25 protein-coding genes, 1 pseudogene and 1 riboswitch are annotated in these 26,325 nt (G+C 53.4%); of the genes and pseudogenes, 15 read left to right on the forward strand and 11 right to left on the reverse strand.

The genetic code is table 11. The features are described from left to right. Nucleotides 1-102: 102 nt before the first annotated feature. The gene (modE, locus tag ACMV8I_RS00730) at nucleotides 103-885 is read right to left on the reverse strand and encodes a molybdenum-dependent transcriptional regulator (RefSeq protein WP_498863322.1); all 783 of its coding nucleotides are present in this window, start codon (nucleotides 883-885) and stop codon (nucleotides 103-105) included. A gap of 190 nt (nucleotides 886-1,075) precedes the next feature. Here modE and ACMV8I_RS00735 point away from each other — a divergent pair, with 190 nt between their 5' ends. From ACMV8I_RS00735 to modC, 4 genes are all read left to right on the forward strand, one after another. Next, nucleotides 1,076-1,234 (forward strand): AcrZ family multidrug efflux pump-associated protein, encoded by a 159-nt coding sequence (locus tag ACMV8I_RS00735; protein ID WP_498863323.1) that lies wholly within the window; start codon nucleotides 1,076-1,078, stop codon nucleotides 1,232-1,234. Between the two features lie 170 nt (nucleotides 1,235-1,404). Next, nucleotides 1,405-2,178: a molybdate ABC transporter substrate-binding protein gene (gene modA / locus ACMV8I_RS00740; RefSeq protein ID WP_498863324.1), complete on the forward strand. Its 774-nt coding sequence runs from the start codon at nucleotides 1,405-1,407 to the stop codon at nucleotides 2,176-2,178. Between the two features lie 273 nt (nucleotides 2,179-2,451). Next, nucleotides 2,452-3,141, forward strand: coding sequence for a molybdate ABC transporter permease subunit (modB, locus tag ACMV8I_RS00745; RefSeq protein ID WP_498863325.1), 690 nt, complete (start codon nucleotides 2,452-2,454; stop codon nucleotides 3,139-3,141). Further along, entirely contained in the window at nucleotides 3,141-4,202 is a 1,062-nt protein-coding gene (gene modC / locus ACMV8I_RS00750; protein ID WP_498863326.1) for a molybdenum ABC transporter ATP-binding protein ModC, read from the forward strand. Before modB ends, modC begins: the two co-directional genes overlap by 1 nt. Before the next feature lie 64 nt (nucleotides 4,203-4,266). Here modC and ACMV8I_RS00755 read toward each other — a convergent pair whose 3' ends face one another. Continuing rightward, nucleotides 4,267-5,088, reverse strand: a complete 822-nt coding sequence (locus ACMV8I_RS00755) for a pyridoxal phosphatase (protein ID WP_498863327.1) — start codon at nucleotides 5,086-5,088, stop codon at nucleotides 4,267-4,269. Between the two features lie 180 nt (nucleotides 5,089-5,268). Between ACMV8I_RS00755 and pgl the strand changes: the two genes are divergently transcribed. After that, nucleotides 5,269-6,285 (forward strand): 6-phosphogluconolactonase, encoded by a 1,017-nt coding sequence (gene pgl / locus ACMV8I_RS00760; RefSeq protein ID WP_498863328.1) that lies wholly within the window; start codon nucleotides 5,269-5,271, stop codon nucleotides 6,283-6,285. Nucleotides 6,286-6,402: 117 nt separating this feature from the next. Here pgl and ACMV8I_RS00765 read toward each other — a convergent pair whose 3' ends face one another. The 4 genes from ACMV8I_RS00765 to curA all read right to left on the reverse strand — a co-directional run bounded on the left by ACMV8I_RS00765 (nucleotide 6,403) and on the right by curA (nucleotide 10,126). Next, on the reverse strand, nucleotides 6,403-7,716 hold the full coding sequence (locus ACMV8I_RS00765) for a putative acyl-CoA thioester hydrolase (protein ID WP_498863329.1): 1,314 nt from the start codon (nucleotides 7,714-7,716) through the stop codon (nucleotides 6,403-6,405). A gap of 92 nt (nucleotides 7,717-7,808) precedes the next feature. Next, complete coding sequence (locus tag ACMV8I_RS00770) at nucleotides 7,809-8,291, reverse strand: kinase inhibitor (RefSeq protein ID WP_498863330.1); 483 nt, start codon at nucleotides 8,289-8,291, stop codon at nucleotides 7,809-7,811. A 54-nt stretch (nucleotides 8,292-8,345) separates the two neighbouring features. Next, nucleotides 8,346-9,038 carry a type 1 glutamine amidotransferase domain-containing protein gene (locus tag ACMV8I_RS00775; RefSeq protein WP_498863331.1) on the reverse strand — a complete coding sequence of 231 codons (693 nt, stop codon included), beginning with the start codon at nucleotides 9,036-9,038 and terminating at the stop codon, nucleotides 8,346-8,348. A gap of 44 nt (nucleotides 9,039-9,082) precedes the next feature. After that, nucleotides 9,083-10,126, reverse strand: a complete 1,044-nt coding sequence (curA, locus tag ACMV8I_RS00780; protein ID WP_498863332.1) for an NADPH-dependent curcumin/dihydrocurcumin reductase — start codon at nucleotides 10,124-10,126, stop codon at nucleotides 9,083-9,085. Between the two features lie 303 nt (nucleotides 10,127-10,429). Here curA and aphA point away from each other — a divergent pair. Continuing rightward, nucleotides 10,430-10,555 (forward strand): annotated as a pseudogene (gene aphA / locus ACMV8I_RS00785) (acid phosphatase AphA); the annotation flags it as partial. A 71-nt stretch (nucleotides 10,556-10,626) separates the two neighbouring features. Here aphA and ACMV8I_RS00790 read toward each other — a convergent pair. Both ACMV8I_RS00790 and ACMV8I_RS00795 read right to left on the reverse strand, forming a co-directional pair. Further along, on the reverse strand, nucleotides 10,627-11,406 hold the full coding sequence (locus ACMV8I_RS00790; RefSeq protein ID WP_498863333.1) for an ABC transporter substrate-binding protein: 780 nt from the start codon (nucleotides 11,404-11,406) through the stop codon (nucleotides 10,627-10,629). A 40-nt stretch (nucleotides 11,407-11,446) separates the two neighbouring features. Further along, nucleotides 11,447-12,601, reverse strand: coding sequence for a methionine aminotransferase (locus ACMV8I_RS00795; protein WP_498863334.1), 1,155 nt, complete (start codon nucleotides 12,599-12,601; stop codon nucleotides 11,447-11,449). A 153-nt stretch (nucleotides 12,602-12,754) separates the two neighbouring features. Here ACMV8I_RS00795 and ACMV8I_RS00800 point away from each other — a divergent pair, with 153 nt between their 5' ends. Continuing rightward, nucleotides 12,755-13,717 (forward strand): LysR substrate-binding domain-containing protein, encoded by a 963-nt coding sequence (locus tag ACMV8I_RS00800; RefSeq protein WP_498863335.1) that lies wholly within the window; start codon nucleotides 12,755-12,757, stop codon nucleotides 13,715-13,717. A gap of 57 nt (nucleotides 13,718-13,774) precedes the next feature. On the opposite strand, the gene bioA is transcribed toward ACMV8I_RS00800, so the two are convergent. After that, nucleotides 13,775-15,049, reverse strand: coding sequence for an adenosylmethionine--8-amino-7-oxononanoate transaminase (gene bioA / locus ACMV8I_RS00805; protein WP_498863336.1), 1,275 nt, complete (start codon nucleotides 15,047-15,049; stop codon nucleotides 13,775-13,777). Nucleotides 15,050-15,299: 250 nt separating this feature from the next. On the opposite strand from bioA, the gene bioB reads away from it, so the two are divergent. The 4 genes from bioB to bioD all read left to right on the forward strand — a co-directional run bounded on the left by bioB (nucleotide 15,300) and on the right by bioD (nucleotide 19,090). Further along, nucleotides 15,300-16,337 carry a biotin synthase BioB gene (gene bioB, locus ACMV8I_RS00810; RefSeq protein ID WP_498863337.1) on the forward strand — a complete coding sequence of 346 codons (1,038 nt, stop codon included), beginning with the start codon at nucleotides 15,300-15,302 and terminating at the stop codon, nucleotides 16,335-16,337. Nucleotides 16,338-16,340: 3 nt separating this feature from the next. Continuing rightward, the gene (gene bioF, locus ACMV8I_RS00815; RefSeq protein WP_498863338.1) at nucleotides 16,341-17,492 is read left to right on the forward strand and encodes an 8-amino-7-oxononanoate synthase; all 1,152 of its coding nucleotides are present in this window, start codon (nucleotides 16,341-16,343) and stop codon (nucleotides 17,490-17,492) included. Next, nucleotides 17,476-18,267 (forward strand): malonyl-ACP O-methyltransferase BioC, encoded by a 792-nt coding sequence (gene bioC / locus ACMV8I_RS00820; RefSeq protein WP_498863339.1) that lies wholly within the window; start codon nucleotides 17,476-17,478, stop codon nucleotides 18,265-18,267. The genes bioF and bioC overlap by 17 nt, the downstream gene beginning before the upstream one ends. Nucleotides 18,268-18,409: 142 nt before the next feature. Further along, the gene (gene bioD, locus ACMV8I_RS00825) at nucleotides 18,410-19,090 is read left to right on the forward strand and encodes a dethiobiotin synthase (RefSeq protein WP_498863340.1); all 681 of its coding nucleotides are present in this window, start codon (nucleotides 18,410-18,412) and stop codon (nucleotides 19,088-19,090) included. Here the strand turns inward: bioD and ACMV8I_RS00830 are convergent. Further along, nucleotides 19,080-19,790 carry an ABC transporter ATP-binding protein gene (locus ACMV8I_RS00830; protein WP_498863341.1) on the reverse strand — a complete coding sequence of 237 codons (711 nt, stop codon included), beginning with the start codon at nucleotides 19,788-19,790 and terminating at the stop codon, nucleotides 19,080-19,082. The two genes, bioD and ACMV8I_RS00830, sit on opposite strands and share 11 nt — an antisense overlap. 982 nt (nucleotides 19,791-20,772) lie before the next feature. On the opposite strand from ACMV8I_RS00830, the gene uvrB reads away from it, so the two are divergent. Both uvrB and ACMV8I_RS00840 read left to right on the forward strand, forming a co-directional pair. Beyond that, nucleotides 20,773-22,779, forward strand: a complete 2,007-nt coding sequence (uvrB, locus tag ACMV8I_RS00835) for an excinuclease ABC subunit UvrB (RefSeq protein WP_498863342.1) — start codon at nucleotides 20,773-20,775, stop codon at nucleotides 22,777-22,779. A 198-nt stretch (nucleotides 22,780-22,977) separates the two neighbouring features. Then, complete coding sequence (locus ACMV8I_RS00840; protein WP_498863343.1) at nucleotides 22,978-23,337, forward strand: VF530 family DNA-binding protein; 360 nt, start codon at nucleotides 22,978-22,980, stop codon at nucleotides 23,335-23,337. Here ACMV8I_RS00840 and yvcK read toward each other — a convergent pair. Continuing rightward, nucleotides 23,334-24,242, reverse strand: a complete 909-nt coding sequence (yvcK, locus tag ACMV8I_RS00845) for a uridine diphosphate-N-acetylglucosamine-binding protein YvcK (protein ID WP_498863344.1) — start codon at nucleotides 24,240-24,242, stop codon at nucleotides 23,334-23,336. The genes ACMV8I_RS00840 and yvcK overlap by 4 nt on opposite strands. Before the next feature lie 364 nt (nucleotides 24,243-24,606). Continuing rightward, nucleotides 24,607-24,778, forward strand: a riboswitch (molybdenum cofactor riboswitch). Here yvcK and moaA point away from each other — a divergent pair. Together moaA and moaB are read left to right on the forward strand one after the other, a co-directional pair. Next, entirely contained in the window at nucleotides 24,768-25,754 is a 987-nt protein-coding gene (gene moaA, locus ACMV8I_RS00850) for a GTP 3',8-cyclase MoaA (RefSeq protein WP_498863345.1), read from the forward strand. It overlaps the preceding riboswitch by 11 nt. Nucleotides 25,755-25,811: 57 nt before the next feature. Further along, entirely contained in the window at nucleotides 25,812-26,324 is a 513-nt protein-coding gene (gene moaB / locus ACMV8I_RS00855; protein WP_498863346.1) for a molybdenum cofactor biosynthesis protein B, read from the forward strand. Nucleotide 26,325 lies beyond the last annotated feature (1 nt).

Consider the following 26,325-nt stretch of genomic DNA (forward strand, 5'->3'; position numbering starts at 1 on the left):
TATTATGGCTTAAGGGATAAGCGCATCAGTCATCTAAGTCAATTGACAATTCTGCAAACTGTCGAATCGTATTTCGCAATATATTGATATATAAATATATTTTCAACACAGCGTGGCGATGATTACCTTATCATCACCAAATTCGGCAAACACATTCTGTCCCTCGTGCAATTCAAGATGCTCAATCTCAGTCTCAGACACCGTTGCGCATAATGTTTCGCCGCCCTCAAGGGTGACCAGCACTTCACTGTTTTCAGCCCCGTGCTGAATGCTCAGCACTTTGCCTGCCAGGGAGTTGTGAGCATTGGCAATCTGGGTTGTCAGAGTGATCCACGGCGCTTTGATCAGCACCAGCACTTCTTTGCCCGGCGAAAGTATCAGACGATCGGCGCTTTGCTGGGTTACGGCGGCGCGAATATGCGTGTTACCGTCATTGAGCAGGACGTCGATGTGCTGCTGAACCTCCTGATGGTCGCGCCCCACCACCGTGCCGAAGAACTGATTACGTGCGCTGGTTTGCAATGAAAAGCGGGAAATTGCGGCCAGCAGGCTGTCGAGTGGCAACGTATCTTCTTTTAATACGTCGAAGGCTTTCTGCTGAATTTGCGCCAACAGGTCATATAGCTGAATCAGCCGATCCCCGTAGCGCGTCAAAATAGCACCGCCACCACCTTTGCCGCCGGTACTGCGCTCGACCAGCGTTTGATCTGCCAGTTGATTCATTTCGTTAATGGCATCCCAGGCGCTTTTATAGCTGATACTCGCCAGTTTCGCGCCTTGGCTGATTGAGCCGGTTATTTTGATCTGCTTGAGCAATGCAATACGGCGAGGATCGGCAAAAATTTTCTGCTGGAGTTTGAGCGTTAACAGTATTTCAGCTTGCATAAAGGGCTTCCTTTAAAGACGATGGCAACATTGTCGTCGATCCACTCAGTGACTTGAACCGCATGAGGCATTTTGCCCCGCCAAGTTGGTTAAAAGCTAAAGTAATCTGGCGTCGCGGCTGTTATTATCATCAACAGGTATGTTTACCACCGCCATTCAGGCGTGTGCCAGCCAGCTAAATGAGGCTATCATGTTAGAGATTCTGGAAAGTTTAGTCTTTGTGGTGATCATGGTTCCACTGTTTATCGCTTTGATACTAGGAATGATTTGGGGTATCGGCTCTGTGTGCAACGTTATCTCCAACGTTGGCCACTCCAAAGAAAAACGCGAGCAACCGCAACAGCACTGAAACGGCATTACTGTATTCTGAAGCCCGGCCATTCGGCCGGGTTTTTTATGGATTCAGATCAACAATCATCTATTTATTTAAATTCCTGCTGATAAATCAAACCGCGACCTCTTTTTCTACGCTATATTGACGCCTATATAACGAGGTGTTTAATTTAACGAGGAAAAAACATGAAAATGTCATGGAGTAAAATGCTGACCGCCAGTGTACTGGTTGCCGGTTTTAGCATTCAGGCGCAGGCGGCGGATAAAATCACCGTCTTTGCCGCTGCATCATTGACCAACGCAATGCAGGATATTGCCGCTCAATATCAGAAAGAGAAGGGCGTACAAGTCGTCTCATCTTTTGCTTCCTCCTCGACACTGGCGCGCCAGGTAGAGCAGGGCGCTCCGGCCGATCTGTTTATTTCTGCCGATCAGCAATGGATGGACTACAGTATTCAGAAGCAACAGATGGTGGATAACACCCGCTATACCCTTCTCGGCAACGAACTGGTACTGATTGCAGCGAAAGCCAGCAAAATCGACAAGGTTGATATCAACGATAAAACGGAATGGACCAAAATGCTGGGCGACAGTCGCTTAGCGGTGGGCGATCCGGATCACGTACCAGCCGGTATTTATGCCAAAGAAGCCCTGCAAAAACTGGGTGCCTGGACCACGCTCGAACCTAAACTGGCACGCGCCAGCGATGTTCGGGCCGCCATGGCGCTGGTTGAGCGCGAAGAAGCACCGCTTGGCATCGTCTACGGTTCAGACGCGATTGCCAGCAAAAAAGTCAAAGTTATTGGAATATTCCCGGCGGCAAGTCACAAGCCAGTGGAATACCCGATGGCGATTGTAAAAGGTCATGAAAATCCTGCTGTCACTGCGTTTTATGATTACCTGAAAACGCCTGCCGCTGCTGCGATCTTCAAACACTACGGATTTACACCGCGCGGTTAAACCTGCGGCCTCGTTATCACCCTAACGTCATACCTGTGGGATGACGTTAGTGGGCACCCACTTAACTCTCTATTTATTCCATTAGGCTATGCCATAATAGAATTCTGAATGCTTCCCGATGGTGCTGCTCTTCTCAGTGAGCCCGGTGAGTGACAACGGGGATTTCCTGGCGGCAGGGTGTTGAACCGAATGAATGTGGACGATTAAAGCCTCGGACGTTTCTGCCGATATTGTATCTCTGGTGTCATATTAATTCAGGATTAACAAACCGACATGATGTTGAGTGAATATGAGTGGCAAGCGGTACTCCTCAGTTTGAAGGTGTCCAGCCTGGCCGTGATATGCAGTTTGCCACTGGGTATTCTAATGGCCTGGATCCTGGTCCGTTGCCGCTTTCCCGGTAAATCCCTGCTCGACAGTATTATCCACCTGCCCCTGGTGCTTCCACCTGTGGTGATTGGCTATTTATTACTGGTGGTTATGGGAAAACGTGGCGTGGTTGGCGAATGGTTATATGACTGGTTCGGTTTCAGCTTCAGTTTTAGCTGGCACGGTGCCGTGCTGGCCTCGGCGGTGGTGGCTTTTCCGCTGATGGTGCGGGCGATCCGTATGTCGCTGGAGGCGGTAGATACCAAACTTGAACTTGCCGCACGCACGCTGGGCGCATCGCCGTGGCGGGTGTTTTTTACCATTACGTTGCCGCTGTCGGTGCCGGGAATTATCGTCGGCATCGTACTGGCGTTTGCCCGGTCGCTGGGGGAATTTGGTGCCACTATCACTTTCGTTTCCAACATTCCCGGCGAAACCCGCACTATTCCGTTGGCGATGTATACCCTGATTCAAACACCGGGTGCCGAAGGTGCCGCAGCCCGGCTCTGCGTTCTTGCCATTGTTCTCTCGCTGGCTTCACTGATGATTTCCGACTGGCTCGCCAAGCGTAGCCGGATAAGACTGGGGGGCTGATGCTCAAACTCGATTTCAGCCAGCAGCTCGGTGACTTGACTTTAGAGGTCACCCAAAATTTACCGGCTCAGGGCATTACGGCGATTTTCGGGCTTTCCGGCGCGGGAAAAACTTCACTGATCAACGCAATCGGCGGGCTGACCCGTCCTGATTGCGGCCGTATTTCACTCAACGAGCGCGTGTTGTCAGATACTGACAAGGGCATTTTCCTGCCGCCAGAAAAGCGGCGTATCGGTTATGTTTTTCAGGATGCCCGGCTGTTTCCGCACTACCGCGTACAGGGAAATCTGCAATATGGCATGGCGGCCTCAATGCGCGATCAGTTTGACAATATCGTTGCGTTATTGGGGATTGGCCCGCTGCTGAGTCGTTTCCCACTGACGCTATCTGGTGGTGAAAAACAGCGGGTGGCAATTGGTCGGGCTTTGCTGACGGCACCGGAACTCCTGCTTATGGATGAACCGCTGGCCGCACTCGATTTACCGCGCAAGCGTGAGTTGATGCCCTATCTGGAAAAACTGGCGAAAGAAGTTAGCATCCCAATTTTGTATGTCACTCATAGCTTGGATGAGATCCTGCGGTTGGCCGATAAAGTGTTGGTGTTGGATAACGGCAAAGTCCTGGCAATGGGCGATCTGGAAACCGTCTGGGCCAGTAATATCATGCGTCCCTGGTTACCGCGTGAGGAGCAGAGCAGTGTGCTGAATGTTAGCGTATTGGAGCATCACCCACGCTATGAGATGACCGCGCTGGCCATTGGCGATCAGCGTCTGTGGATTGCCAAAGTTGATGCGCCTGAAGGTACGCCGATGCGTGTGCGGGTCAACGCCGCCGACGTTTCGCTGGTGTTGCAACCGACGGCCAACAACAGCAGTATCCGTAATGTTCTGCCCGCCAAAGTATTGGAATGTCTGGATATCGGCACGCAGGTAGAAGTCAAACTCGCAATGGCTGACCACATTCTCTGGGCGAGAATTACGCCCTGGGCGCGTGACGAACTGATGGTGCGCCCTGGCCAGTGGCTGTACGCGCAGATAAAGAGCGTATCGTTGAGACGGTGAAGGTTTTTAGAAATGACATTCAGGGCGCATAAGTCACGCCCTGTTATTGGCTAGCGGGTGTGACTTACACCAGCACTTTGGTGCGGATCACGCCGGCAATGCCGGGTTGTTCGTGATCGGCGATCACCAATGCGGCGCGCTCTTTAATCGCATCCACTGCATTGCCCATCGCCACGCCTAAACCGACATTCTCCAGCATACTGAGATCATTGAAGTTATCGCCAAAGGCCACCACATCCTGCATGCTCATGCCCTGAGATTCTACCCACTCCTGCAAACGACGACCTTTACTGTTGCCACCTTTCGCGACATCTACCTGATCGTGCCATGACCATTCGCAGGACAGGCCCAGCTCATTTTCTACCTGTGAGGCGAAGGTATGCAGAGCATCAAGATCCTGATGCGAGGTGGCGAATTTCCAGATCGAATGTGCTTGGTCAGCGGCGTCACGCAGGCTGTTAACCTGCACGATGCTCGGACGTTGACCTTCCGGCAGCGTTTCGCCCCAGGCAATCGAACGGCTGACGTGCCCGCTGGCTTGCTCATACAGCATTGCGTCATCGACATACAGCAACCCGTGAATACCGTGAAACTCCAGCAAATCGACCACTTTTTTGGCCTGTATTTTGTCCATCGGGTCCGACGTGATGACTTTACGTGCCTGGTAGTCATACAAATAGGTGCCATTACAGCAGATCGCCGGCGTATCAAGCTCTAATGCCTGGTAAAACGGATGGATAGCCACGTGATGACGGCCAGTGACCACGATGACCTTAATGCCCTGAGCGCGGGCTTCGGCCAGCGCAGCCAAAGATTCCGGCAGGATACGTTTTTGACGGTCAAGTAAGGTGCCATCAAGGTCGAGTGCGATAACGCGATAAGTCATAGTTAGAATCCGTTAAATAGCCATAAGATCGAAGAAATTCTCGCCATATTACACCTTTAGCCCAGGTGAGAGAACCTCGCATCAGGCGCTAAACGGCTCGCTCTTAAGCGGTGTTATCGTGCTAATCTTAATGATGCTTTAAAAACATAACGACGCATTCAGTCTTAATAAGGAGATGTGATGAAGCAAGTTGTCTACATTGCCAGCCCTGAGAGCCAGCAAATCCATGCTTTTCGTCTTGGCGAAGAAGGCGAACTGAGTCTGCTGCAAACGGTTGATGTACCAGGACAGGTTCAACCGATGGTGATCCATCCGGACGGGCACCGTCTGTATGTCGGCGTACGTCCTGAGTTTGGCGTGCTGACCTACAATATCAACCATGACGGCTCGCTGGAGCAAGCCGCGATGGCACCCTTGCCGGGCAGCCCTACGCACCTGGGTATTGACCTGCAGGGGCGTTTTCTGTTCTCCGCCTCCTACAGCTTTAACAATGTCAGTATCCATCCGATTAACGAAAAAGGTGAGGCGCTGGCACCGGTTCATGTGCTGGAAGATATTCAGGCGCCACACTCTGCCAATATTGACCCGACCAACCAGTTGCTGATGATCCCGGCGCTGAAAGAAGACCACATTCGTCTGTTTGATTTCAGCCAGCAGGGCGAAGCTACGCCGCATCAGCCACCATCACTGTCTACTGTCACGGGTGCGGGTCCACGTCACATGGCCTTCCATCCGAACCAGCACTTTGCTTACTGCGTGAATGAGCTTAACGGCAGTGTCGATGTTTACCAGAAAGATGTCACCAGCGGTCAATACCGTCTGGTGCAGACGCTGGACATCATGCCGTCTGATTTCAAAGAGACCCGCTGGGCGGCTGATATTCATATTACGCCAAACGGCAAATATCTTTACACGTCGGATCGCGGTTCCAGCCTGATATCGGTGTTGACCGTCTCCGAAGATGGCAGCGAATTGGCACTGGTGGGGCATCACGCCACGCAAACTCAGCCACGTGGTTTCAATATTGATCACCGTGGGCGCTTTGTGCTCACCGCCGGTCAAAAATCCGATGCGATCGAAGTGGCGCAGATTGATCAAAACAGCGGTGCGCTGACCACTCTCAACATCTACCCGGTAGGCAAAGGCCCGATGTGGGTGTCCATTATCGAGCTAAGAAATAATAACGGTTCACTCTGAATTTTGTTCTTGTCTTTCGCATGCAGCGAAAACCCAGAGACCGCCTGACGCTGATTTTAGCGAATAAAAAAGCCGCCGGAGTCAAACCCGGCGGCTTTTGCATGTCTGAACTTCGGCTTATTTTGCCGGAGGAGTCATGATGTTGTTGTACTGCCACAGGCGGTTGAAGTTCACATCATTCAAATTGCGCTGCTGTTTTTCATCTTTTGGTACATTGCCGGTGAAAGCACGGCCAGAGAAGGCCGCGTTGCCCCATGGATTCATCAGGTTATAACCGTTGTCAATCTGGCTGTCGCGGATAACGACCTGGCTGTTCGGTGTAGTACCTGCAACATAACCGCCATTTTGAGCGCCCTCATCCCACGAACGCCCCAACTGAGCTTTCTCCGCCTGACCTTCGAAACCACGGTCGGTGGTGAACGTGCTGTTAGTCACCAGGAAACCGTAAGACACATTGGCCGGAGTATTCGGGGCTAAAACAGAAGCTTGCTTCACGCCACGACTGCTGACCGTGTGGAATTCAACGTGGTCAAATACGGCGCTTGAGCGGCCAATAACGTAATCGACATCCCCTTCGATCAGGCTGTTTTGCACGTAGGCGCGGCTGTAGCGTTTATTGTCTGGCTGATTTTTTTCGTTAGCGGTGGTCAGCATCAGGGTGTTCTGACGGCCAATCAGGCGCACGTTGTCGAGCAAAATATTGTCGCCATCGGTGCGCAACGCCACGGCAGCGTGATCGCCCGCGTCAACGCTGTCGAGCAGGCTATTGACGATGGTGAGATTCTGGATCTGCAAACCGCTGCTCTGTGACCACACGGTCGCCGTACAGCCAGCACCGATGGTATCGGTGTTCTGAGTGGCACAGTTATTGAACATATACCAGGCGCGGTTACCCGGAATAAACTCGCCATTCGGGCTCAGCGTTGCGCGGTAAACCGCCGGCGTTACTGATGCTTCCAAACCTTGTTGGATAACAACGTCGCCCGGGTTGGTGCCCGTGCCGAACAGCGTGATCGGTGGTGCACCTAATGGGATATAAACTGCGCCATTATAGGTGCCAGGCAGGATCTTAATGAACACACGCTCGCCGTGGTTACGTATGCGCAGGGCCGCTTCAATCGCTTGCTGGACACTGGTATATGCCGCGCCGTCGCTACCCATTTTCGGACCGACCACGAAGTTAGTTTTCACATCGCTGGTCGAGACCAGTTTAGGGTACCAGCCCTGCTGCTGAACCTGCAGGGAGCGACCGCCGAAGGCCAGATATTGTTTGGCCGTAAAGTTTGCGGCTTCATCTGGGCTGAGAATAGGATCAACGGCCGTGCCCGGTGCAACCTGGCTGGAAAGGCCTTCGTGGCTGCTGCTACAAGCCGCCAACACCAGACTGACGGACAACATGGCGCAGGCGCGCGACAGGGTGGAGATTTTCACTGGGTCTGACTCCTTGATAAACGACAAAAAGCGGCGGTCAGCAGAACTGACCACCGCGTTGTATTCTGATTCTCTTATTTATACCACAGCACTCAGCTGTATATCACCGTGAGAGATGATTTACCGAGAGAATGGAAATGAATGTTGAAACCCAGGTAGGCACCGCTGGCTTCTTCGTTGACTTCCAGCGTGTCAACATCCAGGGCATATACCGTGAACTGATAGCGGTGACTTTCGCCTTTTGGCGGTGCTGCGCCGCCGTAACCGGCTTTGCCGAAGTCAGTGCGGGTTTGTACTGCACCGGACGGCAGGCCCGGTTTGCCTGAACCTGCACCTTGCAGCAATTCGGTCACGTCGGCCGGGATATTAGCCACACCCCAGTGCCACCAGCCAGAGCCGGTAGGGGCGTCGGGATCGTAGCAGGTGATGGCAAAGCTCTTGGTGCCTTCCGGCGCACCGCTCCATGCCAGATGCGGGGAGAGGTTATCGCCGCTGTAACCCATGCCGTTAAACACCTGTGCGTCTGGCATTTTTTCGCCGTCGCGAAGGTCCGAACTGATTAAAGTGAATGCCATAAAGTCAACGCCCTCGTTTAAAGGTTATTATTTTTAACATCAATTAAATTATGCTTATTGGGTGACTCTGCCGCCGAGCAGTTTAAGCAGGGCTTGCGCTACATTTGCAGATGACGCCGGGTTCTGGCCGGTGATCAGTTTACCATCAGTGATAACATAAGGGCTCCAGTCTGCTGCTTTACTGTAATCGCCGCCGTTCTTTTTCAACTCATCTTCTACCAGGAACGGCACGATGTCAGTCAGGCCAACGGCGTCTTCTTCACTGTTGCTAAAACCTGTCACGCGTTTGTCTTTAACCAGTGGCGTGCCATCGGCTTGCTTCACATCCCGGAAGACGCCCGGCGCATGGCACACTGCTGCCACCGGCTTACCTGCCGCCCAGAACTCTTCGATGAGTTTGACCGAGTTTGCGTCTTCCGCCAGATCCCACAGCGGCCCGTGACCACCGGGATAGAATACAGCATCAAAATCTGCCACGTTCACTTCTGCCAGTTTGACGGTATTAGCCAGCGCATGTTGCGCCTCTTTATCCTGACGGAAGCGATCGGTCGTTTCAGTCTGGGCATTCTTCTCATCACTTACCGGATCCAGCGGTGGTTGACCGCCTTTCGGTGACGCCAGCGTCAGCTCCGCGCCGGCATCCAGAAATTGATAATAAGGCGCCGTAAACTCTTCCAGCCAAAATCCCGTTTTCTTGCCTGTATCGCCGAGTTTGTCGTGCGACGTTAATACAATCAGTAATTTCATGTTATCTCCTGTGAGCCAGGTCAAAGTGCCTGGCTGACCTGTGTTTACTTATTTTCGTGACTAACCTTTACAACTAATTTGCCGAAATTTTTACCTTCCAGCAGACCGATAAAGGCCTGTGGCGCATTTTCCAGCCCCTCCACGATATCTTCGCGGAACTTCACTTTTCCGGCTTTAAACCATTCGCTCATCTGCTTGGCGAATTCTGGATAACGATGGCCATAATCATCAAAAATGATAAAGCCCTGCATGCGCAGGCGTTTCTTAAGGATAGTCCCGGTCAGCAGAGAAAGGCGATCCTGGCCGTCATTCAGGCCAGTCGAATTGTACTGTGAGACTAAACCACAGACTGGAATACGCGCTTTGGTATTGAGCAGCGGCAGGACGGCATCAAAGACGGCACCGCCGACATTCTCGAAATAGACGTCAATGCCGTCAGAGCAGGCCTCTTTTAGACGCTTATCGAGATCAGGTGCCCGGTGATCCAGGCATTGGTCAAAGCCGAAATGTTCAACGGCGTAACGACATTTCTCCGGGCCACCGGCTATACCAATGACCTTACACCCTTTGATTTTAGCAATCTGGCCGACCAGCGAACCCACCGGGCCAGTGGCAGCGGCGACGACCACGGTTTCACCCACCTGCGGCTGGCCAATATCCAGCAGCCCCATAAAGGCGGTGAAGCCTGGCATACCCAACACGCCCAGCGCCAGAGACGGTTGTTTCAGCGCCGCACCTTCCAACTTCTTCACCGTTTTGGCGTCGGCCACTGAGTACTCCTGCCAGCCGGTGCTGGCGACCACCAGATCGCCCGGTTTACATTCAGCGCTGTTCGAACTTACCACCTCTGACACCGCGCCGCCGGTCATGACTTCATCGATTTGCACCGGTGCGGCGTAAGAGGGCGCATCACTCATACGACCGCGCATGTAAGGGTCAAGGGAGAGGAAAAGCGTGCGCAGCACCAGTTGCCCCTCTTTGGCGGTGGGAACATCTTGTTCTTCCAGCCGGAAGTTATCTGCGGTTGGCGCACCGTGCGGACGTGAGGCCAGTACGATACGGCGGTTTTTAGATTTTAATTGAGACATACCCGTTCCTTTCCGTTTACATATAAGAGAGTGAAGCGTCGAAACATTAGGGAATAAGTATAGGACGCTAATTCTTTTTTGAATGAAGCGGTTGATGCTTTCCCGTGATAAGTCAGACGATTCTCCCTCAAAGTGTGATCATCATCTTTTCCTATAACATCCGCCGAAAAATCCCTTCCACTCTGAAATTTACGCAAGTAAGTTCGGTAAGGTTTTTGACCCGTTGCTCCACTTTATCTGCAAGATTAATAAACATAAAAAAGGAAATTCGATGCGTAAAACCACACTGGCACTCAGTGTCATTTGCCTGCTGCACAAACCGTGGGTGCCCGTGGTATCCGGGTTCTGCGTGCGTCAAATTCCAGCTATAAACCGCTACCGCAGGCTGGCGTGTATGGCGAAGAAGTGGTGGTGAATTCGGAGTATTGATGAGCAAAGAAATTCTTAAATAGAAAAAAGCCCCGCCGGAGATAGCTGGGGCTTTGTCGGAACGTCCGGGCTTACTTTACGGTCACATCAATATCGCCGAAATATTTCTTCGATAGCGTTTCGACCACGCGGTCCTGTTTGATTTTTGCGATCGCCACATTCAGCTTCTCTTTGGTGGCCGTGTCGCCTTTGCGCAGACCGAACGCGATACCGCTGCCGAGGATTTTGTCATCACGTACCGCGTCGCCGGCGAAGGCATAGTCTTTGCCGTCCGGGCGGTCGAGGAAACCGGTCTGGCCAGCCGGTGCCAGTACCAGCGTACCGTCAAGGCGGCCGGAAGAGAGATCCAGATAGACCTGGTTCTGATCTTGATAAGAGACGACATCCACGCCTTTGGGCGCCCAGTGTACTTGCGCGTAACTTTCCTGAATCGAACCCTGCAACACGCCGATATGCTTGCCTTTCAGAGACTCAACGGTTGGCAGCAGCCTGGCATCTTTTTTCGCGATGAGCTTGCTGGGTACACGGTAAATCACGTTTGTGAAATCAATGGCCTGACGGCGCTTTTCGGTGACATTCATCGCCGAATTAATCGCGTCAAATTTACGCGCCTGCAGGGCAGGGATTAGCACGTCGAAGGCGGTATCGAACCATTCACATTTCAGTTTGGCGGCCGCACAAACGGCGTTACCGACATCAATGTCGAAGCCCTGCAATTCGCCGGTGGCGCTTTTTGATTCGAACGGCGGATATTGTGCTTCCAGACCAAATTTCAGCGTTGAACCCTCTGCCAGCGCAGAAAACGAAGCAACGGCACAACCTAACAACAAGGCGATGTTTAATTTTTTCATTATCATTTTCACTTCTCCCGGTGGGTATTAAATAGGGCGCTTACACGCGGCACAGGCGACGTGCGCCTTCATACAGCGTTTCGTCGTCTTTGGCAAAGCTCAGGCGGATAAGTCCGGTCGGTGAGTTATGGCTATAAAATGCCGACAGCGGGATGGTGGCGATTTGGTGATCGCGGATCAAACTCAGAACGAACTCGTCATCGGTCAGCGAACTGAAGTGGTTGAAACGGGCCAACATAAAGAAGCTGCCGTGGCTCGGCAGCAATTCAAAGCGTGAACCGCTGAGAGCATTGGCCAGCAGATCGCGCTTTTGCTGATAAAAATCGGCCAGGCCGAGATAACTCTGTGGATTAGCCAGCGCCTCAGCGAAGGCTATCTGCATCGGCGTATCGGCTGAAAACACCATGAACTGATGCACCTTGCGGATCTCATTCATCAGCTCTGCTGGTGCCAGACAATATCCCACCCGCCAGCCGGTGACGTGATAGGTTTTGCCAAATGACGAAACAATCACGCTGCGCTCTGCCAGTTGCGGATGGCAGGCCATGCTTTCGTGGCGTTCACCGTCGAATACGACGTGTTCATAGACTTCATCGGACAAAATCACGATGTCAGTATCGCGAGTCAGCGCAGTCAGGCGTTCAATGTCGACCGGGGTAAAAATCGCGCCGGTTGGGTTGTGCGGGCTATTGATGATGATCATCCGGGTTTTGCTGTTAATCGCGCTGGCGACCTGGTCCCAGTCAATGCTGAAGTCTGCCATCGACAGACCAATGGCGACCGGCGTGGCGCCCTGTAAGCGGACAATCGGTGCGTAACTGTCAAAGGCGGGTTCGAAATAGATCACCTCGTCGCCCGGGTGCACCAGCGCACTGATGGCGGAGTATAGCCCTTCACTGGCGCTGGCCATCACGGTCACTTCGCTGTCGACATCGTAATGGCAACCGTAAAGCGCCTCAACTTTGGCGGACAGCGCATGGCGCAGCGCCGCCACGCCGCTCATCGGCGCATATTGGTTATGACCATCGCGCATAGCTTTGGTCACGCTATCTATAAGCGACGGCTGGCAGGAAAAGTTGGGTGCACCTTGCGATAAATTCAGCGCATTGTGCTCGGCGCTCAATTGGCCAATGACGGTAAAAATGGTCGTGCCGACGTCAGGCAACTTTGATTGAGGTAACAGTGCGCTTTTCATAGCAGACTTCCCAAAAGATCAGGCCAGACGGCCATAAGAGGTAAAACGAATGTTCAATGATTAAGCAATAGTTCCCCTGTGCCGACAATGGAAAGTTTGTCATACTCGGTATGATCTCCGATCATGGCTGGTGAACTCTTTTACGAGGTATGAATGGCAACTTCACCTGATTTTTCTTATCTGACGGCGCTCAATCTACCTTCACTTAACGTGTTGAAAACTTTCAGCGTAGTGGCAAAAACTCTCAATCTGACCCATGCCGCTACGTTGCTGCATATCACGCAGGGCGCGGTCAGCCGCCAAATCACCGGGCTGGAAACGGGGCTGGGGTATGCGCTGTTTTTGCGTCAGGCACGTGGGCTCACGCTAACACCGCGCGGCGCGCAACTGTTGCCACCGGTGGAGCAGGCGCTGGCGATGATGGGGGAAGCGCTGAAACGCGTTGGTTCGCACCCCGATACATTACGTATAAAATGCCCGACCTGCTCGATGCGGTGGTTATTGCCGAGGGTTATTCAACTGCAAAACGACCGGCCTGAACTGTGTATCGAACTCACCGCCTCGATTGCTCACGGCGTGGATTTCAGCACCGAACATTTCGATGCCGCCGTCGTCTTTGGGCGTGCACCTGACTCACCGCGCCGCGCACATCATCTGTTTGACGAGGTGCTGACGCCGGTGTGTACGCCAGACTTCTTGCCTCGCCGTAACGGGCGCTTTGACGTAGCCGATCTGGCCGATAAAACCCTGCTGCATCCGACGCGCGACCGTCGTGACTGGCTGTTATGGCTGCGCGAAGCCGGGATAAAAGGGCTGCCGGCGGCCAAATCTCAGCATTTTGATACTCTGGATCTGGCGATCAACTCGGCGTTGCAAGGCTACGGTGTGGCGATAGGGGATCTCTCCTTGATCGAGGATGATTTGCAGGCGGGCAGGTTGATTGCGCCATTCCCGCTGTGCGTTGCCAGCGGCGCATCTTACACGCTGCTCTATCCCGATAATCCTACGCCTGTGCTAACGGTGGCGATCGATTATCTCAACGAGCAGGCGAGGATTAGCCGGGAGAAACTGAGCGGGTTACTCTCAAGTTCCCACCGGCTGGTTAATTCAAATTAATCCCCGTCATCCTTTGCCGTCTCGATGCAATTCGAATGATTTTTGGGAGGTATCGCGTTAAATGATTTCAAGTGCGCTGGCGATAGCACCGGTCAGTTTGGTCAGTTGGGGCGGGGAAATAATGTAAGGCGGCATCAGATAAATCAGTTTGCCAAAGGGCCGGATCCATACGCCTTCACTGACGAAATGTTTTTGTAGTTGGGCCATATTCACCGGGTCACGCATTTCGACTACGCCAATCGCGCCAAGTATGCGCACCTCGGCTACTGCCGGGTGATCTGCCAGCGGCATTAACTCGCGTTTGAACTGTTGTTCAATCTTTGCCACCTGAGCCTGCCACTGGTTTTCCGCCAGCAAGCTGAGGCTGGCGCTGGCAACCGCGCAGGCCAGCGGGTTGCCCATAAAGGTTGGGCCGTGCATGAAACAGCCCGCTTCGCCCTCGCTGATGGTGTCGGCCACATGGCGGGTGGTCAGCGTGGCGGACAGCGTCATATAACCACCGGTCAGGGCTTTGCCGAGGCACAAAATGTCGGGTGAAATCTCCGCGTGATCGCAGGCAAATAGCTTGCCGGTGCGGCCAAATCCCGTGGCAATTTCATCGGCAATCAGCAGCACGCCAAATTCATTGCACAGCTCACGTACCCGTTTGAGATAGGTCGGATGATAAATCCGCATCCCGCCAGCGCCCTGAACCACCGGCTCTAAAATCACCGCCGCGATCTTTTGCTGATGTTGCTCCAGCAGCGTGGCGAACGGCGCAATATCCTGCTCATTCCACGTTTCACCAAACCGGCACTGTGGCGCGGCGACAAACAGATGCTCCGGCAGATAGCCCTGATACAGGCTGTGCATCGAATTTTGCGGGTCACACACTGACATCGCGCCGAACGTATCGCCGTGGTAGCCGTTGCGTAGGGTCAGCAGCGTTTGGCGTTTCTCACCGCGCGCCTGCCAGTATTGTATCGCCATCTTCAGCGCCACTTCCACTGCCACCGATCCTGAGTCAGCCAGAAATACGCACTCCAGCCCGACAGGGGTCATCTCTACCAGCTGACGCGACAGCGCCACCGCAGAAGGGTGGGTTATGCCACCAAACATTACGTGAGACATTTTACCGATCTGCGCAATGGCTGCCTGATTGAGCTGCGGATGGTTATAGCCGTGGATCGCCGCCCACCACGATGACATTCCGTCTACCAACTGACGGCCATTTGCGAGTTGCAACAGCACGCCGGACGCTGATTCCACCGGATAGACCGGCAGTGGTTTGGTCATGGACGTATACGGATGCCAGATGTGGCGCTGGTCGAACTCGAGATCGGCGGGAGTCATTGCAGTGTCCTTGATGAATATTGTAAACCAAAAAATAATTTTAACGTTGACGGTAAACTAAAACAAATAAAGAATGGTTGACGGAATGTGAGAGAAATATTAAGCCCAAAATCATTCGCGCTGGATCAAGACGGCAACTGAGTGAATCGCTGGGAGCATACATAAGTATGTGACCGGGGCTCGCGAAGGCAGCCAACGCAGAGGCAGCGCGAAGGATGAAGGGTAAGCCGACTAATTTTGGAGATGTCGCATGACAACCCGCACCCACTGGACGCTGGAAAAGACGCAGGCGCTGTTTGATAAACCCTTTCTGGAGCTGATGTTTGAGGCCCAGTTAATTCACCGTCAGCACTTCGACCCGCGTCAGGTTCAGGTCAGTACCTTATTGTCGATCAAAACCGGCGCCTGTCCGGAGGACTGCAAATATTGTCCGCAGAGTTCGCGCTACAAAACCGGTCTGGAAAGCGAGCGTCTGATGGAGGTGAAGCAGGTGCTGGAGTCCGCCCGTCAGGCCAAAGCCGCCGGTTCGACCCGTTTCTGTATGGGTGCCGCGTGGAAAAACCCGCACGATCGTGACATGCCGTACCTCGAGCAAATGGTGCAGGGTGTAAAAGAGTTGGGAATGGAAACCTGCATGACGCTCGGTTCACTGAACACCACGCAGGCTCAGCGGCTGGCGTCGGCGGGGCTGGACTTCTACAACCATAACCTCGACACCTCACCGGAATTTTACGGCAGCATCATCACCACCCGCAGCTATCAGGAGCGTCTGGACACGTTGTCAGAGGTGCGCGGCGCAGGCATTAAAGTCTGTTCTGGCGGTATCGTTGGCCTGGGCGAAACGGTAAAAGATCGTGCTGGTTTACTGATGCAACTGGCGAATCTTCCGGTCGCGCCGGAGAGCGTGCCGATCAACATGCTGGTCAAAGTGAAAGGCACGCCGCTGGCCGATAACGACGACGTCGATCCTTTCGACTTTATCCGCACCATTGCGGTGGCGCGTATCATGATGCCGACATCTTATGTGCGCCTGTCCGCCGGTCGCGAGCAGATGAGCGAGCAGACGCAGGCCATGTGCTTTATGGCCGGGGCCAACTCGATTTTCTACGGGTGCAAACTGCTGACCACGCCGAACCCTGCTGAAGACAAAGACCTGATTCTATTTGGCAAGTTGGGTCTTAACCCGCAGGTGTTTGAAACAGAGTTGGGCGATGAGCAGCAAGAGGATGCACTGGCCGAACAGTGGGTCCGTGCCGATACTCCGCAGTTTTACAACGCCGCCGTCTGACCAATGAGCTGGCAGAAACGCATTGAAGAGGCGGTGGATGCGCGCAAACAAGCTGCGGCGTTTCGTGTTCGTCAGCCGAATGCGGGCGGGAACGCCCGTTGGCTGACGCAGGGTAAGCGGCGTTGGCTGAATTTCTCCGGCAATGATTATCTGGGGCTCAGCCAGAATCCGGATGTGATCACCGCCTGGCAAAAGGGAGCGGCGCGTTTTGGTGTCGGCAGCGGCGGTTCAGGACATGTTACCGGCTACAGCGATATTCACGCCGAGTTCGAACAACAACTGGCGGACTGGCAGGGTTACCCGCGTGCGCTGCTGTTTATCTCTGGCTTTGCGGCGAATCAGGCGATTCTCGCGGCATTGTTGCAGGCACCCGATCGGGTTCTGGCGGATAAACTCAGTCACGCATCGCTGCTGGAAGCGGCAGCGCATGCGCCTTCGCAACTGCGGCGTTTTCAGCATAATCGGTCGGATTCCCTGCAAGGTCTGCTGGAGAAGCCGGTGGACGGCGAAACACTGGTGGTAACCGAAGGGGTGTTCAGCATGGACGGCGACGCAGCACCGCTCAAAGCACTGCATCAGTTGGCGCAGGCGCACTCGGCCTGGCTGCTGGTCGATGATGCCCACGGCGTCGGCGTGCTGGGTGAGCAGGGGCGCGGCAGCTGTTGGCAACAGGGCGTAAAGCCTGAGCTGCTGGTGGTGACCTTCGGCAAAGCTTTCGGATGCAGCGGTGCCGCCGTGCTGTGTGATGAGAGTACTGCTGAATACCTGCTGCAGTTTGCCCGCCATCTGATTTACAGCACTGCCATGCCCACCGCGCAGGTCTGTGCATTACAGGCCTGCTTGCGCTGCGTTCAGCATGGCGACGAACTGCGTGATAAACTGGTGGGCAATATTGTCCGTTTCCGTGCGGGGGCCGCCGGTTTGCCTTATCAGCTTACGGTTTCTGCCTCGGCCATTCAGCCGCTGATTGTGGGTGAAAATCAGCCAACCTTGGATCTGGCACAACGGCTACGTGAGCGCGGTGTATGGGTCACTGCGATCCGCCCGCCGACCGTGCCGCTAGGCAGCGCAAGGTTGCGCATTACCCTGACGGCTGCTCATCTGCCCGAAGATATCGATTTTTTGCTGGAGTCCCTTTATGGGTGCAGTCACTGAATTAGTGAACAAACAAGCGGTGGCCGACGCGTTCAGCCGCGCTGCGGTCAGTTACGAAAGCGCGGCACAGTTGCAGCGCGATGTGGGTGAACATCTGATTAGCATGGCGGCAAACACCCATCAGGCCGCCGGTCGCTCTCTGCTCGACGCCGGTTGCGGCACCGGTTATTTCAGCCGACGCTGGCGTGAGATGGGTAAGCAGGTCACCGCACTGGACCTGTCGCAGGGCATGCTGGAGATGGCCCGTGCGCAGGATTCTGCCCATCATTACCTGCCCGGAGACATCGAGCGTTTGCCGCTGGACAATGGCTCATTGGATATCTGCTTCAGTAATCTGGCCGTGCAGTGGTGTAATGCGCTGCCGCGTGCGCTCGAAGAGATGCATCGCGTCACGCGTATCGGCGGGCTGGTGCTATTTTCCACGCTGGCGGAAGGGTCGCTTGGCGAGCTGGCTACGGCCTGGAAAAAAGTAGATGGCCGTCCTCATGTTAATCAGTTCCTGACGCCGGACAAAATCGCCGAAGCCTGCGCGCCTTATCGTCATGACGTGCAGTTCAGCCAGCACACCCTATTGTTCCCGGATGCTATATCGCTGCTGCGCTCCCTGAAAGGCATCGGTGCGACGCATATCAAAAATGGCCGCCTCGGTGGGCTGGGTGGTCGCGAACGTCTGGCGCTGCTGGAGAAGTACTACGTCCGGCAAGACGGCATGCTACCCCTAACCTACCGGTTGGTGTACGGCGTGTTACAGGTGGAAGAACTGATCCCAAGATAAAATCCTGCGTCCCTGACGCTGTCTCTGCGTTAGCTGCGTTTGCTCACCCGAGTCACTGACTGATGTCAGCTCGTCGGGATGAGCTTGCTTGCTGCCTGATACAGCGCCAATGACTTTGGATTCCAGCAATGGTCACAAGAAAATGAAACAAACTTTTTTTATCACCGGTACCGATACCGACGTCGGGAAAACCGTTGCGACGACGGCGTTTTTGCAGGCAGCAGCGCACGCGGGTTTTTCTACTGCGGGATATAAGCCGGTGGCCTCCGGTAGTGAAATGACCGCCGACGGACCGCGTAACAGTGATGCGCAGGCTTTACAGGCCAACAGTTCGGTGCAGCTTAGCTATGACGAAGTGAATCCCTGTACATTCATTGAACCGACTTCCCCACATATTGTCAGCCAACTTGAGCAACGTCCGATTGTGCTTGATATCCTGTCGCAAGGGCTGCGTCATCTCGCACTCAGGGCCGACTGGACAGTAGTTGAAGGGGCGGGAGGTTGGTTTACACCCCTCAATGAACAGCAGACGTTTGCCGACTGGGTGATTGCCGAGCAACTGCCGGTGATTTTAGTGGTGGGAATGCGTTTGGGGTGTATCAACCATGCGATGCTGACCGCAGAGGCCATCACTCACAGCGGTTTACGCCTGGCCGGTTGGATAGCCAATGACATACAGGAAACGGGGAAGCATCATCAGGCCTATCTGGCAACGCTCACGCGTATGCTGCCTGCGCCGCTGCTGGGCGAGATCCCGTTCCTCGGTGCGGATACCGGCGGTGATATCGGGCAATATCTCAACCTGGATTGCCTCAAACCGTGAGATGATCTTTTACCAACCCCTCATTGAGTTCCGCCAGCGTACCCTGCGCCACGTTGCGTCCGCCGTCGAGCAAGCAGAAACGGTCTGCTACGGTGCGGATAAACGGCAGTTGGTGCCCGACCAGCAACAGGGTCAGGCTAAGATCCCGATTCAGACGGTGAATGATATTGCCCATGCTCGCCGACATTGCCGGGCTGGCATGCTCGGTTGGCTCGTCGAGGATCAGCAGCTCAGGTTCCAGCACCAGCGCCCGGCCGATCGCCAATTGCTGCTGCTGGTTTTCGTCCAGTTCTCCCGCCTTACGTGCTCCCATCTCTTTTAATAACGGAAACAGCTCATATACCTGCTCAGGAACGCGGCGGGTCTTGTTGCGCCCGGCCATCATGGCGATTTGCAGATTTTCATCCACACTCATTTGCGAAAAGATCTGACGGCCCTGAGGTACATAACCAATGCCCATCTGCGCGCGAGTTTCCACCGGCAGATTCAATAAACTTTGCGGCTCCTCATTGGCTGACTGCCAGGAAATGGTGCCGCTTTTAACCGGCAGGTGACCCATGATGCAGTTAATGAGCGTGGTTTTACCGACGCCATTGCGTCCGATAAGACAGGTACACTGCCCGCGATATAGTTCCAGATTGATATCCCACAGAATATGATTCTGGCCATAGTATTGATTCACCGATTTAACGCTTAACATCAGAATTTCCTTCCTTATTCCTTCTTTCACTGGCCCTTTATCGGCGGTGACGTTGGGATTGATGAATATAAATTGACGACCGTTGTCATATTTCTGACATTGACATTGACTTTGTGCTGTTAAGCCAGTTCTGAGACTGTGGGAGATCTAGCAACTCTCAGGCCAAGTTTAGGTATAACCCTCCTAAAGAGTAAGTTGCGTGAATGCAAACGGCCAGACGGTCAGCGCAGGAAAAAATGTTAATAATCCGAACTGAGCCGGACAGATATCAGATCGTTTAGTGCACTTTTCCAGTGCTGCAAGACGGTTGATTTGGTGCAATGCATTAGCGTGGTTAAGCTAAAAGATCCTCATGGGATGCACTTTTTCATTTTGCAATAACAATGGCACAGGATATCTAGGCAAAATCTGTATATATAAAGCAGTAAAAATGGCTAAAAATAACTAAAAAACATCTCAGAGACGTTGAGGAAGATGAAAGGACGATTTTTGGCAGGTCCCGCTGTAAGCGGCGTGATGTGAGTTATCCACCATTCCTGTGGATAACCATGTGCATGAGCGGCGGGAAAGTTGCTTCAGGCGAGTCAGGACGCGGGTTGCGCTCAGTTTGACTGGAATCTCGGCTTTTTATATAAAGTGTTATTTTTCAATAAATTAAATAAAATCAAGCTTTGTCAAATCGCTGCATCCCGACCGTGTCAATTTTCATCAGCCTGTTGTCAGAACGTTAAATTGCGCAAATACCTGGGGATAAATGTTCTGGGATGGGGAGAAAGAGGACGATCATAAAACCTAAAAAAGTGCAGAGTGGCAATATTTCAAAAGCAAGGATGACAGTGGCTTAAAAAATGCGCGGAATTTAATCATTGGAAGCTGGTTTTATATCCAGTATTATATGGCTGGCAAAAATCGCGGAGTCTTCCATACTGAATCTCCTTAGCCGGTGTTGTGTGTTCCTTCTCTTCAGCCAGGTAGCCCGTCAATGAGTAAAGCATTCAAACTACATTCCGATTTTAAACCGTCAGGCGATCAGCCTGAGGCTATACGTGCGCTGGAAGAGGGCCTTGAGAACGGGCTTGCGCACCAAACCTTGCTGGGTGTAACCGGTTCAGGGAAAACGTTTACCATCGCCAATGTGATTGCTGACCTCAACCGACCCACTATGGTTCTGGCACCGAACAAGACCCTGGCCGCGCAGCTTTATGGCGAGATGAAAGAGTTTTTCCCGGATAATGCCGTTGAATATTTTGTCTCTTATTATGATTACTATCAGCCAGAAGCTTATGTACCTAGTTCTGATACATTTATTGAAAAAGACGCCTCGATAAACGAACACATCGAGCAAATGCGTCTTTCTGCTACTAAAGCGTTGCTGGAACGCCGCGATGTGATCGTTGTGGCCTCAGTTTCTGCTATTTACGGTTTGGGCGATCCGGACCTTTATCTGAAGATGATGTTGCACCTGACCAAGGGCATGATCATCGACCAGCGCGCCATCCTGCGTCGCCTGGCGGAGCTACAATATGCCCGCAACGATCAGGCTTTCCAGCGCAGTACTTTCCGCGTGCGTGGTGAAGTGATCGATGTCTTCCCGGCAGAGTCTGACGATCTGGCGCTGCGTATTGAGCTGTTTGATCAAGAAGTAGAGCGCCTCTCGCTGTTTGATCCGCTGACAGGCCAGGTACAGCACGAAATTCCACGTTTCACCATCTATCCCAAAACACACTATGTGACGCCGCGCGAACGCATCGTGCAGGCAATAGAAGAGATCAAAGTTGAACTGGCTGACCGGCGTAAAAATTTGCTCGAAAGCAACAAACTGCTGGAGGAACAGCGCATCAGTCAGCGTACCCAGTTTGATCTGGAGATGATGAACGAGTTGGGTTACTGCTCAGGCATTGAAAACTACTCGCGCTATCTCTCAGGGCGTGGGCCGGGTGAGCCACCGCCGACGTTGTTTGACTATTTGCCGGCTGACGGCCTGCTGATTGTCGATGAGTCTCACGTCACTATTCCGCAAATTGGCGGCATGTACAAAGGTGACCGTTCGCGCAAAGAGACGCTGGTGGAGTACGGTTTCCGCCTGCCTTCGGCGCTAGACAACCGGCCGATGCGGTTTGAAGAGTTCGAATCCGCCGCGCCGCAAAGTATTTATGTCTCAGCCACACCTGGCACCTATGAGATGGAGAAGTCGGGCGACGATGTGGTTGAACAACTGGTGCGTCCGACCGGGTTGCTTGATCCGCTGATTGAAGTACGTCCGGTCGGTACGCAGGTCGACGATCTGTTGTCGGAGATCCGCAAACGCGTCGAAGTTAACGAACGTGTGCTGGTCACCACGCTCACCAAGCGTATGGCTGAGGATTTGACCGAGTATCTGGAAGAACACGGCGAGAAGGTGCGTTACCTGCACTCTGATATCGATACTGTCGAGCGTGTGGAGATCATCCGCGACTTACGTCTCGGTGAATTCGACGTGTTGGTAGGCATCAACTTACTGCGTGAAGGGTTGGATATGCCGGAAGTATCGCTGGTGGCGATCCTTGATGCAGACAAAGAGGGCTTCCTGCGCTCCGAGCGCTCGCTGATTCAGACTATCGGCCGTGCAGCGCGTAACCTAAACGGCAAGGCCATTCTGTATGGCGACAGAATTACCAAGTCGATGGCGAAAGCCATTGACGAAACTGAGCGTCGCCGCGCCAAACAGGAAGCTTATAACATTGAGCACGGCATCACGCCGACCGGGCTGAACAAGAAGATTTCCGACATCTTGCAACTGGGTCAGCCTAAGACCAAGAAAAATAAAGATAAACGCGATGCTGCGGCGTCTGAAACCGTCAAATTGCTCACGCCAAAAGCGTTGGACCAGCGCATTAAAGAGCTTGAAAGTAAGATGTACGCCCACGCACAGAATCTGGAGTTTGAGGAAGCGGCCAATACGCGCGATGAGTTGCATGCGTTGAGAGCGCAATTTATCGCTCTCTCCTAATGCTCGTCATCCTTCAAGCCACAGCGGCGTTGGCTTCCCTTGCTCGCCCGAGTCACTGACTCATGTCAGTTCATCGGGGCTTGCTCGGTTGCCGCCTTGCTGCGGCTCGAATGATTTAGCGCATTGGCCTGGTAAAATACTTGTACCGTTGGGTAAACCTGATTAAGGTATGCGCCAGCAAAAATTCAGGACAAGACAATGACAACACAGCCACCGAAAGATCCCCTGCATGGCCTCACGCTGGAAGCGCTGCTGACCGCGCTGGTCGATAACTTTGGCTGGCCTGCGCTGGCTGCGCTGGTGAATATCAATTGTTTCAAAAGTGACCCGAGCATTAAGTCCAGCCTGAAGTTTCTGCGCCGTACGCCGTGGGCACGCAAAGAAGTGGAAACGCTGTATCTGGATTTTGTTGAAGGCCATCTGCGCCCGGATACTATGGTCCGCAGTAAACGTCGCACGCCGCTATCCGAGCAGAAACCGCAACAACCTAAAGTCAGCACCGCCAAACCCGCAGCGGATAGCCCGTGGAATAACCATCCGTTGACCAAAAAACCTTAAGTCATCCGCTGTAGCGCCTCTTCCAGCGCTTTGCGTAGCAGCTCGCGGTCGTGACGGTAGGGAATATCGCTGGCCTCGAGCGTGGTTTGCACGATCAGTCTTTCACCGGCATCATCGATATTCACTTTAGGCCCGACGATAGCGGCATCAACGGCGCGTAGCCCGATCTGCTGTTCAATCAGCGACAGCTTGTCGTGCAGCGTCAGAGACGCGGCTGCTACGCTCAACTCTTTCCCCAGATTGCCGATGTAAACAATGTGCGCCCGGCTGCGGCGCAGTGCTTGCGTCAAATCTTTCATCAGCAGCAGTGGCATCAGGCTGGTGTAGAAACTGCCGGGGCCGATCAGCACCAGGTCGGCTTCCTTGATGGCGAGGATTGCTTCGCGGGTCGCCATGACCTGCGGTATCAACTTCAGCTCGCGCGGGATTTGTGCCAGCTTATCCACATTCACTTCGCCATGAACCCACTCGCCGTTGGCATCCAGCGCCGCCAGATCGACCGGCTGTTCTGACATCGGGATCAGTTCGGCGTCAACTTTCAGCAGGCTGCGAACCAGATTAATGGCTTCCAGCGGGCGCACGCTAAGATGATCAAGAGCACGTAGCATCAGGTTGCCGAGATTGTGCCCAGCGAGTTCACCCTGGCCACTGAAGCGGTACTCAAACATTGCCGACGCGACGCTCGGCTCCGTGATCAACTGGTTAAGACAGTTGCGTGTATCGCCCCAGGCGATGCCGCCTTCGGAACTGCGGATGCGACCGGTTGAGCCGCCATTGTCGGTGGTGGTGACGATACCGGTCAGGCGTGAACCGAGAGTGGAGAGGGCGGACATCACCCGGCCCAGCCCATGTCCTCCGCCTAATGCCACCACGCGGTCGAGGTCGGCTAACGTGCGATTGCGCATAAATTTCCTTGTACCCATCATACTTCGAACCACAGATATATTGGCTGCTCGCCGTCGCCTTCCTGCAATTCGAATTACTTTGGTATTAATTAAATGATTTTGGGTATTAATTCATCTTGGATATTAACTAATAGTTATATCTTGGGATTTTACCTAATTATGCAACAAGATGTTATCTCTCAGATGCCTGAAAATATGCAGAATCACTGATAAAAAAAACGGGTTTATGCTGCGAACTGCTGCGTGACGGAGGCTAAAAATCGTTATATATCAAATTTCATAACGAAAACCGCCTTGTTGATATGCCTTTTACGGCGTTAGAATGACCACTGTAACCCGTGTTTTTTCGCTGGCAATGGCCGCCGAAAAAATCAAACTCCTAGCCCTGAAGCCTAAGTCGTTTTTCCACTGCGGATAGTGTTAATCATCTCGCCCTGAAAAACGATAAGGTTTCCTGGCCGTGGCTTAGCCACCAGGGTGCGAGGCAGAAATGCCTGCATCTCCCGTATTTGGAAAGGTGTTAAGGTGCTTCAACTGACCGATGCTTTTGCTCGCAAGTTTTATTACTTGCGGCTGTCTATTACTGACGTGTGCAACTTTCGTTGCACCTATTGCCTGCCTGACGGTTACAAACCGCATGGGCACAGCAATAAAAGTTTTTTGTCTCTGGACGAAATTCGTCGCATTAGCCGCGCGTTCGCTTATTTAGGAACGGAAAAAGTGCGTCTTACCGGCGGAGAACCCTCGTTGCGCCGCGATTTTTGCGACATCATCGCTGCTGTGCGTGAAAACCCCACCATCAAAACGCTGGCCGTGACCACCAATGGTTACCGCATGGCACGCGACGTGGCCAAATGGCGCGATGCCGGGCTGACCGCCATTAACGTCAGCGTCGATAGCCTCGATGCACGCCAGTTTCACGCCATCACCGGTCAGGATAAATTTCAGGACGTGATGAGCGGCATTGACGCGGCTTTTGAGGCGGGATTCAGCAAAGTTAAGGTCAACGCCGTGCTGATGCGCGACGTCAATCATGCCAGCCTGAATACTTTCCTCGCGTGGATCAAAACCCGTCCAATCCAGCTACGCTTTATTGAATTAATGGAAACCGGTGACGGTGGCGATCTGTTCCGCAATCACCACGTTTCCGGCGAAGTATTACGTCAACAACTGGTCCTTCAGGGCTGGCAGTTGCAGGCTCGTGCCCGCAGCGATGGCCCCGCGCAAGTGTTCAGTCACCCTGATTATGTCGGTGAAATCGGGCTTATCATGCCTTACGAAAAAGACTTCTGCGCCAGCTGCAACCGTCTGCGCGTATCGGCCACGGGTAACCTGCATTTATGCCTGTTCGGTGAAGACGGTATCCCGTTGCGCGATTTGCTGGCTGACGATGCGCAGCAGGATGATCTGGTGGACAGAATTCAGGGCGGTCTGCGGCATAAAAAGCAGACGCATTTCCTGCATGAGGGCAACACCGGACTGACGCAGAATTTATCGTTTATTGGTGGTTAACGCGCTCGCCGCCAACTGGCAATAGGCGGTGGTTGAGGCACGTTCAAGGAGTACAAGATGAGCAAGGCCAGCAAAGATTTTCTTCCCCTTACTTTGGCAATTCTTACGGTATCTGACAGCCGTAGTGAAGCCGAAGATACTTCCGGACACTATCTGAAAGAAGCGGCGGAAGAGGCCGGGCATCGCATTGCTGCCCGGGCGATCGTAAAAGATAATTTGTATAAAATTCGCGCCATGGTTTCCAACTGGATTGCCGATGACGCCATCCAGGTGATTCTTATCAACGGTGGCACCGGTTTTACACAGCACGACAATACGCCCGAAGCACTCAAACCGCTGTTTGACCGTGAAATCGAAGGCTACGGGGAGTTGTTTCGCATGGTGTCGTTTGAAGAAATCGGCACCTCGACGATCCAGTCGCGGGCGCTGGCTGGCATGGCCAACCAAACAGTGATTTTTGTGATGCCCGGTTCCACCCGTGCCTGCCAGACAGCCTGGGAACACATCATCGAAGCGCAACTCGACGCCCGCAACGGCCCATGTAATTTCACTCCACACGTCAAAAAATAAG

Origin of the sequence: Ewingella sp. S1.OA.A_B6 (assembly GCF_049889095.1) — a bacterium.
GTDB lineage: Bacteria > Pseudomonadota > Gammaproteobacteria > Enterobacterales > Enterobacteriaceae > Ewingella.